The organism is Stenotrophomonas sp. TWI377 (assembly GCF_039674525.1).
Taxonomy (GTDB): Bacteria; Pseudomonadota; Gammaproteobacteria; order Xanthomonadales; family Xanthomonadaceae; genus Stenotrophomonas.
Genome location: NZ_JBDJNT010000001.1, coordinates 489,024 through 503,558, shown reverse-complemented (window position 1 = coordinate 503,558; position 14,535 = coordinate 489,024). Strand labels below are relative to the sequence as shown.

Here is a 14,535-nt window from a genome sequence, read left to right as displayed (position 1 = left end):
AATGCCGGGCCCGCTGCGTTTGGGTCACAGGCGCCGAAGCTGCTCAGATCACCATCGCGCCCAATACCGCCAGTGCCAGGATGATCAGCAGCACGCCAGACAGGCGCTCGATCCACGGCAGCGCTGCGTTGAATCGGTCCATCGCTGCCGCGCGCCCAACCATACCGGCCATCAACAGGTCCCAGCCGAGCACCACCGCGAACATCCACACCGCGTAGAACAGCCGTGTTCCGGCGGTATTGTCCGGCCCACTCAACATGGCCGCCAGGCTGGCGTAGAACAGGGCGTTCTTGGGGTTGAGCAGGGCGGAGACGGCGCCCAGTCCGAGGGCTCGAATCCACGCGGAACGCTGAGCCGGGCGGGACAGCTCCGCCGGTTGCTCGCCAGGCAGACGCAGTGAGGCGGTCCCGGCATGGCGCAGGAACAGCAGGCCGATGTACAGCAGGAAGGCGCAGCCCGCTATCTGGATCACCCGAAAGAGCGCGCTGCCGGATTGCAGCCCCGCGACGCCGGAGAACGCCAGCGCAATATAGGCACCATTGGCCAATGCAACCCCGATGCATGCGCCGCTTGCAACACGCCAGCCCTGATGGATTGCGGTGCGGGTGATCAGAAAGAAGTCCGGCCCGGGCGACAGCAGCGCCAGAAAGTGCACGGCAGCAACGAGCAGAAACTGTTCCATAGGGGGCGGGCAGGCTTCAATGGGGCGCCTGACTGTGCCGATGTTGCGCGGCGATGTATTGCACGATATTGCGCAGTACTCAGCGGCGATAACGGCCTGGCGTAATACCGGCGTGAGCTTTGAACAGGCGCTGGAAATGGCTCTGGTCTGCAAAGCCGAGCGCGTGTGCGACCTCGGCCAGCGGTTGCCCTCGACCAAGGCGCTCGCGGGCGAGATTGATCCGCCGATTGAGCTGCCAGGCATGTGGCGTCAGTCCAGTGGCATTGCGAAACGCCCGGATCATCGCGTAGCGGTCCATCCCCGTGCATGTGGCCAGATCGGCCAGCGACACGCTCGACATCGGCGCGGCGTCCAGCAGGGCGAATGCTGGCTGCAGTCGCCGGTGTTGCGCTGCACTTGCGTGCGGGGCGGGAACCGGCGCCCCGGCAAGGACGTCGAGATCGTCGATGAAAGCGACGACAGCTGCTTCCTTTTCACCGGGATCGACACTGGAGAACAGCAGGGCATTCATGTCGCAGAACAGCCGGTAGCGCACCGGGCTGCGGTCGATCCGGATCAGCGGCGCCGCTGGGGCGTCTTTGTCGATGGGGTGCCTGTCTTCCGTGACTGCCGCCACCCATGCTGCATCCAGATGCAGCATCTGGTAGCTCCAGGCGGTGTTGGGCGCTGGATTGCAGGCGTGTACACGGTGCGCCGGCACGATGACCAAGGTGCCGGGTTGAAGGCGGTGCTGTCCGCCAGGCGCGCCGCTGAACATGCTCTCACCCGCGTCCACGGCGCCGATCGACCAGGTGGGATGACTGTGCGGGCGGTAACAGGCCCGGCTGTTGCACGCGCGACGTGACTCAACCCACGGCAGCTGGGGGTCCCGCCAGAAGTCGTTCTCCGAGGCAATGCGGCCGGAAGCGGGGCGCTCGCGTATGCTTGCCGCCTGAAACTCACTGCAATCCATGCGCCATGATAAATCACCTTCACTACCGCCGTGCGCTGCCCGACGATGCCGCTACCTGCATCGATCTGCGCGGACGCACCCGCGAGAACGCCTTCTCCGCCGCACAGCTGGCCGAACTGGGCATCACCGAAGACTGCTGGGCGGCCGGTATCCGTGACGATGCATTGCCGGGCCATATCGCACTCGAACACGGGCGGATGGTCGGGTATTGCTTTGGCGATCGCGAAGGCGGGGAGATCGTGGTCCTGGCGTTGCTGCCGGCTCATGAAGGGCGGGGCATCGGTCGGCACTTGCTGGATCTGGCCATCGCCGATCTGGTCGAGGCAGGCCATACGCGGCTGATCCTGGGGTGTGCAGCGGATCCGGCGGTGCGCTCGCACGGCTTCTATCGTTACCTCGGCTGGCGGCCCACCGGTGAGATCGATGCGCTGGGCGATGAGGTGCTTGAGCTGCATGTGGGCGCCACGCCGTAGGATCGGGGTAGGGCGTAGTACTGACGTCGTGTCGGGATCATGCGCGTCGCGCGTCCAGCGTGCGGCAGGTCACGGCCGGGGATAAGGGGCCACGGACATGCTGCAGCCTCGTGGAGGGAGCTGAGCCGTGTCTGTATGGATGTTGGCCATCATGATGAGCGCTGCAGCGAGCGAGGCTTTTCCGCAGCAGGTGCACACCTGTGTCGTGCATGGCAGCCGTCAGTACCAGTCCACGCCGTGCACCGGCCGGACCGAGCGCATCCGTGACATGCCGCCGCCTGCGGAGACGCGCGCCAATACGTTGTACATCGAATCGCTTCGCCAGGAGCTCAAGGCCAAACGGCGCGCAGAGACTGCACCGGCGCGCCCGCGCCGGTCGCCGCGCCGCAACGTGCAGCCGGCAGCCGCCTTCCGGGGCGCAGTGATCTCGGTGCATGCCGATCCGGTCCGATGCGATGCCGCGCGCCGCCAGCGCGAGACAACCTACGCGAAGGCGGGTGACCGCCCGAGCCTGGCCCTGAGCCGGCGGATGGATGACCTGGTGCACGATGCCTGCCGGTGAGATGCAGGCATCGTCGGCACTCACTGCCGTCAGTGGCGGTCCATCAGATAGCGCGCCACGGCATCGAACGCCGGCAGGGTGGTCGGGTCATTGGCGCTGTTGCCGGCCACCGGGTGCGAGCCGAACCGCGCGATCACCACGCGTGCGGTGGGATCGATGTACAGCGCCTGGCCGTGCACGCCGCGCGCCATGTAGGCGCCATGGTCGTTGTGCGATATCCACCACATGCCGCGATAGCTCCAGCCCGGCAGCTGGGGATAGCCGGCCTTGGCGAAGGCCTGCTTGTTGCCACCCGCGCGGATCCGGGCGATCGCGGCGGCGGGCACGATGGGCTGACCGTTGACCGTGCCGTCGTCGAGCAGCAGCTGGCCGACGCGGGCCAGATCACGCAGGCCGGCATTGAAGCCGCCACCCGCAAACGGCGTGCCGCTGGAGTCAACGGTGTAATAGGCATCCTGCTCCGCACCAAGCCGTTGCCAGATCCGCGATTGCAGCAACTGTGCAACCGACTGCCCCGTACGCCGGGCGATGATCCAGCCCAGCGCGTCCGTATTGATCGTTTTGTAGCCAAAAGCCTCGCCGTGGCGGCCCTGCTTCTGCACGGTCTGCAGGTAATCGTAATAGCTGCGCGGCCCGGTGTAGCCGGCAGGCGGGGGCAGAGTGCTGCCCGCCGCGGAGAACGCCCAGACCTCGGCGTTGGGGTCGGCGTAGTCTTCGCTGTAGCGCAGTGCCGTGGTCATCTCCAGTACCTGCTTGACCGTGGCATCGCCGAACGCACTGTCCTTCAGCTCGGGAACAATCGCGCTGACGCGCTGGGTTTCATCGATCACCCCCTCGGCGACCAGCATCTCGCCGAGCAGACCGGTCATCGACTTGCTGACGGACATCGCACCGTGCTGGCCGTGCTCGTCCAGGCAGCCGCTGTAACGTTCGTAGACCACCACCCCGTCGTGCAGCACCACGATGCCGTCGGTGTAGTTGGCCGACAGCGACTGTGCCCAGGTCATCTGACTGTTGGTGCCGGTCGGCGTGAACGACAGCGCGTCGATCGCGGCATCCAGCCGACGCGGCAGGTCATGCGCGGCACCCGGTCCCCGGCTGACGCCCACGGTGGGCATCAACTGGCGGAAATGGCAGGCCGTCCAGCGCAGCTTGGGGAAGCTGAAATAGTCGTCATCCGTGTAACGGATGCGCTTGTCTTCCGGCGGCGGCGCGCCCTGCATCCAGCCCAGCAGCCTGGGATCGGATGCTTCGGCCGACAGTGGCGGCAATGTAGGCGATGGAGGCGAGGGCGGGGCGGCAGGGGCGGCGACCGGCAGGGCGAGCGCTGCAACCAGGGCCGCGGCCAGCCGTGTGCGGGAGGACACCAGGGCGGCGCGCGCGCGGGACAGGGCGCTACGGGGGCGTGGAACGGGCATGGTGCACTCCTTGCTGATGCGCAGTACGTCTGCGCCATCAAGGGTACTGCACCGGAAAGAAAGACGGCGCCATCGGCGCCGTCGGTCACGTGCCCCGCAACTACAGGGCCGGATGCCGTTACAGGTTGGCGGGGTTGCCCTGCGGAGCAGGGTCCGGCGTGGCCGTTTCGGCCGAGGGCAGCGACAGTGCCGGGTTCAGCTGCTGGGCCTGCAATGTCTGGATGCGCTGGTTGAGCGCGTCCAGTTCGCTGTGGCTGCTGCGCAGGTCCGTGCTCAGGCTGACCGCCTGCTGCTTGGCCTGTTCCAGCGAGGCGCTGACCTGCAGCGACTGCTGGCGCTGGAGATCCGCTTCCTGCTGCAGGCTGCGCAGCCGCTCTTCGTTGTAGGCGACCAGGTTTTCGGTATAGCGCTTGCCGGCCTGCAGGCGGGTGGTGTCGATATACACCTGCGCCAGCTGCTCGGTCTGCTCGACGAACGTGCGGTAGACCTTCTCGGCGTTGTCGACCGAATCGGTCTTGATCACGCGCCAGAAGTCCTTCTCGTGGAACAGCGCCACGTAATAGTTCAGCGTGCTGGTATTGAACAGCAGGCTGGCACCATAACTGCCGTTATAGGTGGTGCGCAGCTCGGTGAGCTGCTTGGAATCCACCAGCTGGCGCAGTTCATCCACGGTATTGCGGACTACCGGCGCCGGGCGCGTGGCGGTATCCACGGCCGGCTCGGCACGCGGTGCGCGCGCGGCCAGGGCCTGCGGGACGACGCTCAATGTCAGCAGCAACACAATCCCACCGGTCAGCGCGTGCGCGACGATGGAGCCAACCCCTTTTCTCTCTCGCATATTCAGGCCATCCACGAGTGGATTATCAGTGAAGTAAAGTCCCCGCCGAAGTCTAGCACGCACAATCGCGTGGTCTGCACTTCGCCGCAGCGTCAATAAACCAACTGCGCCGGGCTGCACTGGATGGACTGCATGTGCACGTCGGTCCGGCCCAGCTCCAGCCCGAGTATCTGGGCCAGGGTCTGCGAGAGCAGGATGCCGACGCCGTTGAGCAGCGGCTTGAGCCTCTCCAGCACCGGGGTCAGTGCCAGGCACAGCAGGCCGCTGCAGCGGAACTGGTCGGTGCCCGGGTCGATCACCCCGGTGCCGTCGCCGAGATCCTGCAGACCGCCGGGCCGGGTCTGCATGTAAGCGGCCAGGTTGGATTTGACGCAGTTGTTGTAGTTGAGCAGCGTGCTGAGCAGGCTGTTGCAGCGGTTGATGACCAGACCACCGAGGATGGGGCCCAGCACGCCACTTAGTCCGCCCATGCCTTCACCCGTGACCGTGGCGTTGTATCCGACCCAGACCGAGCCCGGCTTGAAGCAGGTCTCGAGGTTCAGGAGGCCACATGGGTAGGGCACGGCGTTGGGTAGTTCCCAGTCACCCAGCGCACCGATGCCGCGGGACGGATCACCCATGCGCAGGAGCTCGATGGTCTTTTTGGCATCGTAGAACCCGTTCCCCGGATTGGCCGCCTTGAGATACTGATCTGCCAGGCGGGCGGCCGTTGTGGCATCACTACTGCCCTGCTTGCCCGGGGTGAGCACGTTGCTCAGCACGCGCAGCAGTTCGCTGACCAGGCCGGAGACGGCTGTGCCGACCTGGGCCTGGTTGAAATAAGTGGACGCGGTCTCCCCGGCGGCCAGGGTAATGCTCTCATCGCGGGTCAGCGCATTGAGGGAAATCTTGTCGGTGACCAGTGGTGCCCCCAGCAGGGTCAGCAGCTGCTCGTTCTGCAGCCCCGTATCGCACACGTTGCGCTGCGAAAACTGATTGGCCGCATCCACACGGCCTACGCAGGCGCGCAGCAGCGACGACTGCACCCGCACCGTCGCCGTTGGCGGGGTCGCGCCGCAGTTCAACGCCTCCAGTGTGCCCATCGCGTTGGTCACGTCGGCATAGATCGGCAGGTTCAGGCGGATGCCCAGCGAGTTGAGTATGGGGCCGAGCAGCGCCAGGCCGCCAGTATCGATGTTGATCTTCAGCCGGACCTGCGCGTTGTAGGCGCGCGTGCCGACACCGCCGATGGCGATGGACGGCGGTTCAATGATCGCCGCCTGCGTTTTGACCATGCCAAGGATGTCGAGATTGTTGACGGCGACCCCGTTGCCGCCGCTGGCGATGCTGATGCTGGTGGTGATCAGGTCCAGCGCGTTGACGTCGGCCTGCAATGCCGGAGATGCAGGGCCTTCGGGAGCCACGATGTGTGCAAACAGGCCGCCCGCGGCATCGGTGCTGCCAAGCTGGACATTGAGTTGATTGAGATCGAGCTTCGCCGCGAGCGCATTGCGCAGCGCGCGCAGATCCACGTTGGCGACCCCACTGTTGGTCAGTACCGTCGCGGTGGCATCCAGCAGCTGGCCGAGCGAGACCCGGTTGGCGGCCAGCAGTGCGTTGAACTCGGCGACGCCGATATTGGCTTTGACCGGAATCCCCAGCGCCTGCAGCAGGCCGCCCGGCGTGACGTTCGCCTGGGCCAATCCGTCATAGCCAAGCAGGGTGGTGCGGTCCAGATTGACGCCCACCAGGTTGAGCACATTGCCCAGCGGCGTATTGCCATTGACCCGCAGCAACTGCGAGCCCACCGAGAACACCGCGATTGGCGGTGCACGGGTGGCCACGGCCTCCGCACGCAGCGTGGGCAGGCGCGTGTTCTGGCCGAAGAACGGCACGACCGAGCGCGTCGCGACCACTTTGACCGCATTGAGCGGGCTGGCCGCGTCCAGGGTCATGCTGAAATGATCGTCCGCGCCGCGGCCCGGGTTCCAGTTGCCGCACTGGATTGCCAGCGTGCCGGTGAAGCCGTTGTCTTTCTGCGCGTTGCCGCGGGCGGCGCTGTTGTCACGGCGGTCGGCACTGCACAGGTCCAACCGCTGCGCGCCGGCCATCGAGGCCAGGTCGACCACCTTCTGCGCATCCCGCTTGGCCCAGTACAGATAGCCCACTTCGACCAGGCCGAGCATGCCGACCAGGCCAAGCAGCACCAGCATCATGGTGACCGACATCCCGCCGCGCAGCCGCCGTCGGGACGGCCGGGGTGCGTAGGCGCTGGAGTGGTACATGGCCTTGCCCTCCTTAGTTGGTGTCAGCGCCGTCCTTCTTGACGCTGGTCTTGAGGAACTCGGGAATCTCGTGCTCGAAGCTCTTGAGGTAGCGCGCGTAGCTGGCGGCGGCCTGGTCACCCAGGATCGGCAGTCGCGCCCCGGCATGGGTGCCCTGGGCCTGCATGCGCAGCAGGTCGCGGGTGGTCTGTCCGATCTCGCCGCGCGGTGGCGGTGCGGGCGGCGTGTAGCGCTCGGCAGGTGTGGCGGCTGCGTATGCAGGGGCACGTTCCACGTAAGCCGGTACGGGCTCAACGCGCTCAACGGGTGCGGGCGGGGGCAGCGGCGTGGTGACGGCCGTGGGGCCATCCTGTCCGCCCAGCATCTGCCCGGTGAGCGGTGCCTGCTGCGCGATCACGGGCACCGCCCAGGTCACCAGCATCAGCAGCAGGGCAGTGTGCAGGAGGGGAACAGGCATGCGACGCAGCTGGCTCATGGCGTGGTCTCGCTGGCAGGAGAGGGCGTGCTGAAGCGTTCCAGCATCGATGGCGCAAGGCGGGCATCGGCACTGGTGCGGCGATCGGTGTCCACCGCCACGTGGCGCGAGGCCGACCGCGGGGCAGCCGGCTGCGGCGCAGGCAGCGCGACGGGCCGGGGCCCGGGCGCGGGCGCGGCTGCCGCTGCCGCGACGCTGGCAGGCGCGCGTTGCACGGAGGGTGCGGGGGTCGCCTGCTGGCGCAGTTGCTCGGCCAGGCGGCGCACCTCTGCCTGCGCACCGTCGGTCAGGCGCGCATTGCGCATGATCGTCTCGGCCATCGCTGTCTGGCCACGCAGCAGTGCCCACACCGCCAGATTGGCATTCGCCTTGGCGCTGCCCGGCGAAAGCTCGGCGGCCTTGGCCAGCGGTTCCTGCGCGCGGGTCCAGTCACCTGCGCGCAGCCGGGCGAAGCCGAGATCGCCCAGGTAGCCCGTGTTCAACGGTTGCAGCTGCACCGCCTTCGCCAGTGCCTGCTCGGCCCGTGCCGGGTCGCCATCGCGGGCGGCGATCAGGCCCAGGCCGTGCCATGCCGCGGCGGCTTGTGGCCCGTTGGTGAGGCTGCCGTACATGGCCAGCGCGGCCTCGCGCTGGCCGGTTTCGCGCAGCGCATCGGCATTCAACAGCCGCAGCTGAGGGCTGTCGCCATACCGTTGCCGATAGGCATCCACGTGCGCGAGCGAGGCGTAGTACGCACCTTGCTGCTGCATCTTCGAAATCAGCTCGGCGTAGAGCTGCTTGTCGTCCTGGGGCGCTACCTCCGGCGACGCCAGCGCCATCGGGTCCTGGCGGTAACCGTTGCGCACGTTCGAACAGGCCGCGCAGAGAGCCGTCGCGGCGAGCAGCAGGCAGAGGCGGGGAAGCACGGCGTGGCGCATGGCGTTCAATCCAGTTTGGTCAGGGCGGAGGCGAGGGCGATGATGGCCGGACCGGCCAGCACCAGCATCAACGCCGGCAACAACGTCAACATCATCACTACGGTCATCTTCACCGAGAGCTTGCCGACCTTCTCCTTGAGCGTGGAACGGCGCTGCTCGCGCAGGCGGAGGCTGAATTGACGCAGCGGTTCCTGCACCGCGCCGCCATGTGCATGGACCTGCAGGATCAGTTGCACCAGGCTGCGCAGGTCTTCGTCATCGAATGATTCGCCGAGGCGACGCAGTGACTGCTCCCGGCTGCGTCCATGCATGTAGGCGATGTTGGCCTGGTGGATCTCCCGGCCCAGCACCGGGACCGCGTTGCGCAGTTTGTCGCCGAGGGTCTGCAGGCTCTGGTCCATGCTGAAGCCCACGCCCTGCAGCAGCCGCAACAGGTCGATCAGCAGCGGGAGCTCGGCGGTCACCTGTCTGCGCAGGCGCATCGCCCAGGCACGCAGGGCGAATTTCGGCAGCAGTATGCCGAACGCCAGCGCGCCGAAGATCACCATCGCGCGGCTGAAGCCGGTGCTGTGGTTGAAGGCCAGCACCAGGGCCAGTGTGGCGACCGCGATCAACAGGCGCAGGCCGAGGAAGATCGCGGTGCCGGCGTGGGTGTTCCATCCGGCTTGATCGAGCAGCAGCCGATCTTCCGGAGCCAGCAGTGCCGCTTCGATACGCCCGCCGTTGAAGCGCTGGCCGAACGCGGCGACACCCTTGAGCCAGCGCTGGCGCAGGCTCACCGCCGGCTGGGGTGGGGCGGCCGGTGTGCCCGCCACATCGCGCGGCCGCAATGCGGCCTGCAACGCATCCTGGTGGCGTTGTTCGCGTCCGCTCAGCACCCAGCCACGCACCCCCAACAGGGCCACGCCGGCGGCGAGCACCAACAACGTGGCGATCCACCAGCTGCTACTGGTCATGCGGGACTCCGATCTGGACGTGCAGGCAGGTACTCATATGGATTTGGCCAGCCGGTACAGCAGGAAGCCGCCGATCAGCTCCAGTCCCAATGCCCACAGCAGCAGCTTGTGGCCGAGCGGCTCGTGCAGGATCGGCTGGAAAAAATCCGGGCTGGTGATCGCCATCAGTACGGCACTGATCGGTGGCAGCAGGCCGAGCACCCAGGCCGACATCCGGGTCTCGGAGGTGGTGGCCATCAGTTCCTGCTGGGCCTGATCCAGATCGCGCATGAAATCGGCCATGCGCTGCAGGATCTGATCGGCGCGGCCGCCGATGCGCACGCTGACGCCCAACACCACCGAGAGCACATTCAAGGCTTCCAGCCGATAGGGCTGGGCGGCCTGCGCCAGCGCGCGGTCCAGGTCCAGGCCGCTGCGGGTGTAGGACAGGGTGGCATCGAGCAGGCCCCGCAGCGGCATCGGCATCTGCGCGGCCGATGTCTGGAAGGCCATCTGCAGGCTGTTGCCCAGACCGGCCAGGCGCACCAGGTTGTCGAGGAAATCCGGCAACTGGCGCAGCAGCTTGGCCTGCAGACGGTTGATCCGCCGCGACACCCAGAACCAGGCCGCCAGAGCGCTCAGTACCAGGACAATCGGCGCAGCCCACACCGTGCCGAGGCGTGCACTGGCGATCCAGGCCAGCAGCGACGCGGCGGCGAGGATGAGCAGCGGTACCCGCCAACCGGTCGGCAGTGCAGCGCGCTGCATCAACGCGTCCCAAGGCAGCCCCGCCGGCGCCGTGCTCACCGGCATCGGCGCTTGGCTGTCACCCATGCCTGCCAGGCGCGGCGAGGTGTCCGGACGCGCCAGCCGCTGCTCGGCGTGCTGCAGCGACAACCTGCGTTGCTCGCGTGCGGCAGCGCCGCCCCACAGCTCCACGGCCAGGGCGATCAGCACCAGTGCCGCACTGCACAGGAGCAGGACGAAGGCCATGCTCAGAAGCCTCCGCCCAGTGCTTCGCGCAGCTGCCGGCGGAACGGTTCGAGCTTGTGCGAGTGCGGCTGGAAGCCGAGCCCGACCCAACGGTCGTACTCGTTGCCATCGGCGTCGATCTGCACTTCGTGACGGAACATCTCCTGGGTGGCGATCATGTTGTCGGTGACCCCGGTGATTTCCGTGATCGAGATGAGCACGCGGCGGCCGCTGCCCAGTCGCGAGATCTGCACGATGAAATCAATGGCGCTGGCGATCTGTCGGCGCAGACTGTCCTCGCTGCCCTGGAAGCCGGCAAACCCGGCCAGCATCTCGATCCGGTACAGGCAATCGCGCGGTGAGTTGGCGTGGATGGTGGCCATCGAGCCGTCATGGCCGGTGTTCATCGCCTGCAGCATTTCCAGCACTTCGGCGCCACGCACTTCGCCGACCACGATCCGGTCCGGGCGCATGCGCAGGCTGTTGCGGACCAGATCGCGGATGCTGATCGCGCCGTTGCCGTCCGCGCCGCCGATACGGCTTTCCAGGCGCACCACGTGTGGATGGTTGAGCGAGAGCTCGGCAGTGTCTTCAACGGTGATCACGCGTTCGTTGGCTGGAATGTAATTGGCCAGTGCATTGAGCAGCGAGGTCTTGCCCGAACTGGTGCCGCCGGACACCAGGATGTTGCAGCGCCCCAGGACCATCGCATGCAGCAGCGCCTGCATCGGGCGGTCGAACGTGCCCATGCGCAGCAGTTCATCGGGGGTGAACGGGTCCTTGCGGAACTTGCGGATCGAGACCATCGGCCCATCCACGGCCAACGGCGAGATGATGGCATTGAGGCGGCCGCCGTTGGGCAGGCGCGCATCCACCATCGGGTTGGACTCGTCCAGGCGGCGCCCGAGCGGGGCCAGGATCCGGCGCAGGATCCGCAGCAGGTGGCTGTCATCGCTGAAACGCTGCGGCGCCCGCTTGAGCATGCCGCCCTGGGAAACGTGGATGTCCTTGTAGCCGTTGATCAGGATGTCCTCGATCTCCGGGTCATGCAGCAGGTCATCCAGCGGGCCGAAGCCGGTCAGCTCCTTGACCAGCGCAGTGGCGACGATGTCCTTCTCGGCTTCGTTGATCGGGATCCTCCATTCGTGGACGAAGCCGGCGGTCTGCGCGTGCACGTAGCGCGACACGGTGTCCGGCGCCCACGCATCGATATCGATGCGCTCGTCCTCGATGCTGTTGAGAAGATGCTCATGTGCGGCGATCAGCACCTTCTGGTACTGCTCGGACTGCTCGAACGGCTGCACGCCGTGCTCGGCCTCTGTGCCGGCGTCGGCGCGGGCGGTGGCAGTCGGGAACGGGGTCACTTTGTCTTCCATGGGGAACCACTCAGGCGGAGGGCGAGGTGTTCCCGCCAGCCCCTGGCCGGCGCGGGGGCCGTCGGATCCAGGTGCGACAACAGCGGGGCAAGGGCACGCACATACGGGTCGCGTGGCGCATCCTGCAGCAGCAGGCGGCCATGGCTGGCACTGGAGCGCAGTGTGGGCCGATCCGGCAGCACTGCCAACAGGGGCAGCTCGAAGCGGGCGGCGATCTGCGCCGGGCTCAGTCCACTGGCATCGTCGTGGCGGTTGATGATCAGCTGCACGCGGGCATCGCGCGCGCCCACCTGGGTGAGATGACGGAGCATCTGGTCGAGCGAGACCAGGGTGCCGATCGACTGGTCGGCGATCAGCCAGATCTCATCGGCGCTGTTGAGCAGCGACACCGGCAACTGGCGCAGCGGGACACCGCCGAGATCGCACAGCACGGTGTGGAAGACACTGCGCAGGCGCTGCATCAGCATGCCCGGATCCGCAAGCGTGGCGCCTTCCATGCCGGGCGGCTGGCCGAGCAGGGTGACGCCGCTGGGATGATGGGCCAGCGCCGTGCGCACCAGCGTCGCATCGATACGCCCGGCATTACGCAGTGCGTCGTCGAAATGGAAGGTGGGGTCCACATTGAGGTACAGCGTCAGATCGCCGGTGGGCTGGCCCAGATCCAGCAGCAGGGTCTGCGCACCGGCGGGCACCGTCGCGGCCGGGGCACCCTGATGGGCCGTATCGGTCTGCTGGGCGAGCACCCCCAGGTGCGCCGCCAGGGTGCTGCTGCCCACGCCAGGCCGCACGCCCAGCAGCAGAACCATGGGTGCACGTGCCGGTGATGTGGCCGGAACGCTGCTGCGGCCCTGCGCGGCGAGTGAGGCAGCACGGCGCAGCACCGCCTCCATCTCCTGCGGCGCGCTGTCCAGATCGAGCAGATCTCGCAGCCCGGCGCGCAGCGCAGCCACGACGCCATCCATGTGGTCGGCATGGGTGGAGCCGATCGCCACCAGCGGCAGCTCCGGTGCCTGCGCCTGCAATTGCCGGGTCAAGGCGGCGGAAAATGCCGCCTGCTCATGCCGATAGTCCAGCAGCACCACACAGCCGGTGTCGCGCAGCGGCTCCAGCGCCGAGGCCGGTGCGGCGCTGTCCAGCCACTGCACCACGCCCAGCGACGGCAGCAACGCCGAGAGCAGGGTGGCGAGTTCGCGGTCCGGTGCAAACAGCACGAGCTTCATCGAAGCATCCCGTGGTTGGACCAGTTGCAGAGTGGCGGACATGAGGGGCGGGTTCCTGACATTGGGCTCAGCGCGAGAAGCCGGGCAGCTGGTCCGAGGAGGCCGGGCTGAGCAGCCAGGCGCCCCATACCGGCAGGTTCGGCGATGCCTCGCGCTGGCCCGGCAGCGGCACTTCGGTGCCCTGGGCCAGCGGCTGCACCAGGCGTGGCGTGACGATGATGACCAGCTCCTTCTCTTCCTTCTTGTAGTTGAGGGTGCGGAAGAACGAGCCGATGATCGGCAGATCGCCGAGCAGCGGCACCTTGTCCACGTTGGAGCTGACGTTGTTGCTGACCAGCCCGCCGATCACGAAGGTTTCGCCGTCGCCGAGCTCGACCGTGGTGTCCGCGCGGCGCGTGGTGATCGAGGGCACCTGCACGTCGTTGTAGGTGATGCCGGCGGCATAGTTGAGATCGCTGGCTTCCGGGGCGACCTTCAGCGCGATGCGGTTCGGCCCGAGTACGGTCGGCGTCACGGTCAGGCCGATGCCGAAGGGCTTGAACGTCACCGTGGTGGTGCCCAGGCCCTGCGGCTCGAGGATCGGCAGCTCGCCACCGGCCAGGAAGCTCGCGCTCTGCCCGGACAAAGCGACCAGGGTCGGCTCGGCCAGCACCCGGGCCATGCCGTTGCTCTGCAGCAGGTCGATGTTCGCGTCCCAGCCGTGGGTGAGGGATTTGAACACCAGCCCGAACGCCGAGGAAAGCGGGTTGGTGATGATGACGTCGTCCGGGCCTGCCGATTCGCCTGCCGGCAACACGCCGGGCAGGGTCGCGCCCGGCCGGGTGATGCCGTAGTAGAAGCCGTTGTTGCGGTTGAAATTCTTGTTGCCGAAGCTCATGCCGATCTGGCGCAGCACCGACTTGTTGAACTCGACGATCTTCACCTCGACCTGGACCACGCCGCCACTGGCGATGGTGGAGACATCGGCCAGCTGCCCGTCTTTGCCGACCGCCATGGCGGCTGCCTTGACGCTGTTCTGGTGGTCCAGCAGCGAGGGGCTCAGGCCCTGCAGCAGGCCTTGACCGTCCTGCACGATCAGCTCGGTGCCACCGCCCTGCGCGCTCAGTGCGCCTTGGACGGCGCTGCGCACCTCCACCTGCAGCCGTTCCGGCTCGCGGTTGCCATTACGCCACAGCAGCAGGGTGGTGCTGCCGGGCGCCTTGCCAACCAGCAGCGCCTCGCGGCCACGCAGCATCACCACGTCGGCCACGCTGGGGTCGGCAATGGCCACCCGCTCCAGGTTGGCAGGCAGTGACCACGGGCGCTGCTCGCGGGTCTGCAGCACCAGCTCCGCCTCGGCGCTGGCCAGCAGCGGGCTGCTGATCAACACGCCGGCCAGCAGGCAGCGCGGCAGGGCGTGGGAGAGGCGGCGCGCGAGGGTGGGGCGTTCGGTCATGGGCTGTCTCGGCATG

Annotated in this window: 14 protein-coding genes; 2 read left to right on the top strand and 12 right to left on the bottom strand. The window is 67.3% G+C overall.

Annotation, left to right across the window (positions count from 1 at the left end; translation table 11 throughout):
* Positions 1–43: 43 nt before the first annotated feature.
* Positions 44–682 carry a LysE family translocator gene (locus tag ABE546_RS02090; protein ID WP_313211426.1) on the bottom strand — a complete coding sequence of 213 codons (639 nt, stop codon included), beginning with the start codon at positions 680–682 and terminating at the stop codon, positions 44–46.
* A gap of 79 nt (positions 683–761) precedes the next feature.
* Positions 762–1,634 carry an AraC family transcriptional regulator gene (locus ABE546_RS02085; RefSeq protein ID WP_346462527.1) on the bottom strand — a complete coding sequence of 291 codons (873 nt, stop codon included), beginning with the start codon at positions 1,632–1,634 and terminating at the stop codon, positions 762–764.
* A gap of 5 nt (positions 1,635–1,639) precedes the next feature.
* Here ABE546_RS02085 and ABE546_RS02080 point away from each other — a divergent pair, with 5 nt between their 5' ends.
* The gene (locus ABE546_RS02080) at positions 1,640–2,107 is read left to right on the top strand and encodes a GNAT family N-acetyltransferase (protein ID WP_346462525.1); all 468 of its coding nucleotides are present in this window, start codon (positions 1,640–1,642) and stop codon (positions 2,105–2,107) included.
* Positions 2,108–2,234: 127 nt separating this feature from the next.
* Positions 2,235–2,669 (top strand): hypothetical protein, encoded by a 435-nt coding sequence (locus tag ABE546_RS02075; protein ID WP_346462523.1) that lies wholly within the window; start codon positions 2,235–2,237, stop codon positions 2,667–2,669.
* A 29-nt stretch (positions 2,670–2,698) separates the two neighbouring features.
* Here the strand turns inward: ABE546_RS02075 and ABE546_RS02070 are convergent, their stop codons facing one another.
* The 10 genes from ABE546_RS02070 to ABE546_RS02025 form a co-directional block, all read right to left on the bottom strand.
* Positions 2,699–4,087 carry a serine hydrolase gene (locus ABE546_RS02070; RefSeq protein WP_346462522.1) on the bottom strand — a complete coding sequence of 463 codons (1,389 nt, stop codon included), beginning with the start codon at positions 4,085–4,087 and terminating at the stop codon, positions 2,699–2,701.
* Between the two features lie 118 nt (positions 4,088–4,205).
* Positions 4,206–4,925: a DUF2968 domain-containing protein gene (locus tag ABE546_RS02065; RefSeq protein WP_346462521.1), complete on the bottom strand. Its 720-nt coding sequence runs from the start codon at positions 4,923–4,925 to the stop codon at positions 4,206–4,208.
* Between the two features lie 92 nt (positions 4,926–5,017).
* Positions 5,018–7,189, bottom strand: a complete 2,172-nt coding sequence (locus ABE546_RS02060; protein WP_346462520.1) for a TadG family pilus assembly protein — start codon at positions 7,187–7,189, stop codon at positions 5,018–5,020.
* Positions 7,190–7,202: 13 nt separating this feature from the next.
* Positions 7,203–7,646, bottom strand: a complete 444-nt coding sequence (locus ABE546_RS02055; protein ID WP_346462519.1) for a DUF3613 domain-containing protein — start codon at positions 7,644–7,646, stop codon at positions 7,203–7,205.
* A 14-nt stretch (positions 7,647–7,660) separates the two neighbouring features.
* Positions 7,661–8,581: a tetratricopeptide repeat protein gene (locus ABE546_RS02050; RefSeq protein WP_346462517.1), complete on the bottom strand. Its 921-nt coding sequence runs from the start codon at positions 8,579–8,581 to the stop codon at positions 7,661–7,663.
* Between the two features lie 5 nt (positions 8,582–8,586).
* On the bottom strand, positions 8,587–9,537 hold the full coding sequence (locus ABE546_RS02045) for a type II secretion system F family protein (protein WP_346462515.1): 951 nt from the start codon (positions 9,535–9,537) through the stop codon (positions 8,587–8,589).
* Between the two features lie 33 nt (positions 9,538–9,570).
* A complete protein-coding gene (locus tag ABE546_RS02040; protein WP_313211415.1) occupies positions 9,571–10,509 on the bottom strand; it encodes a type II secretion system F family protein in 939 nt (312 codons plus the stop codon).
* A 2-nt stretch (positions 10,510–10,511) separates the two neighbouring features.
* A complete protein-coding gene (locus ABE546_RS02035; RefSeq protein ID WP_313211414.1) occupies positions 10,512–11,864 on the bottom strand; it encodes a CpaF family protein in 1,353 nt (450 codons plus the stop codon).
* Positions 11,849–13,084: a fimbrial protein gene (locus ABE546_RS02030; protein ID WP_346462513.1), complete on the bottom strand. Its 1,236-nt coding sequence runs from the start codon at positions 13,082–13,084 to the stop codon at positions 11,849–11,851. The genes ABE546_RS02035 and ABE546_RS02030 overlap by 16 nt, the downstream gene beginning before the upstream one ends.
* A gap of 67 nt (positions 13,085–13,151) precedes the next feature.
* A complete protein-coding gene (locus ABE546_RS02025; protein ID WP_313211412.1) occupies positions 13,152–14,519 on the bottom strand; it encodes a type II and III secretion system protein family protein in 1,368 nt (455 codons plus the stop codon).
* Positions 14,520–14,535 lie beyond the last annotated feature (16 nt).

What these genes read in the sequence shown, in the direction of transcription:
- ABE546_RS02090 (WP_313211426.1), bottom strand. Translation starts at nt 682, where the DNA reads ATGGAACAGTTTCTGCTCGTTGCTGCCGTGCACTTTCTGGCGCTGCTG.
- ABE546_RS02055 (WP_346462519.1), bottom strand. Translation starts at nt 7,646, where the DNA reads ATGCCTGTTCCCCTCCTGCACACTGCCCTGCTGCTGATGCTGGTGACC.
- ABE546_RS02060 (WP_346462520.1), bottom strand. Translation starts at nt 7,189, where the DNA reads ATGTACCACTCCAGCGCCTACGCACCCCGGCCGTCCCGACGGCGGCTG.
- ABE546_RS02035 (WP_313211414.1), bottom strand. Translation starts at nt 11,864, where the DNA reads ATGGAAGACAAAGTGACCCCGTTCCCGACTGCCACCGCCCGCGCCGAC.
- ABE546_RS02085 (WP_346462527.1), bottom strand. Translation starts at nt 1,634, where the DNA reads ATGGATTGCAGTGAGTTTCAGGCGGCAAGCATACGCGAGCGCCCCGCT.
- ABE546_RS02025 (WP_313211412.1), bottom strand. Translation starts at nt 14,519, where the DNA reads ATGACCGAACGCCCCACCCTCGCGCGCCGCCTCTCCCACGCCCTGCCG.
- ABE546_RS02065 (WP_346462521.1), bottom strand. Translation starts at nt 4,925, where the DNA reads ATGCGAGAGAGAAAAGGGGTTGGCTCCATCGTCGCGCACGCGCTGACC.
- ABE546_RS02080 (WP_346462525.1), top strand. Translation starts at nt 1,640, where the DNA reads ATGATAAATCACCTTCACTACCGCCGTGCGCTGCCCGACGATGCCGCT.
- ABE546_RS02050 (WP_346462517.1), bottom strand. Translation starts at nt 8,581, where the DNA reads ATGCGCCACGCCGTGCTTCCCCGCCTCTGCCTGCTGCTCGCCGCGACG.
- ABE546_RS02045 (WP_346462515.1), bottom strand. Translation starts at nt 9,537, where the DNA reads ATGACCAGTAGCAGCTGGTGGATCGCCACGTTGTTGGTGCTCGCCGCC.
- ABE546_RS02070 (WP_346462522.1), bottom strand. Translation starts at nt 4,087, where the DNA reads ATGCCCGTTCCACGCCCCCGTAGCGCCCTGTCCCGCGCGCGCGCCGCC.
- ABE546_RS02040 (WP_313211415.1), bottom strand. Translation starts at nt 10,509, where the DNA reads ATGGCCTTCGTCCTGCTCCTGTGCAGTGCGGCACTGGTGCTGATCGCC.
- ABE546_RS02030 (WP_346462513.1), bottom strand. Translation starts at nt 13,084, where the DNA reads ATGAAGCTCGTGCTGTTTGCACCGGACCGCGAACTCGCCACCCTGCTC.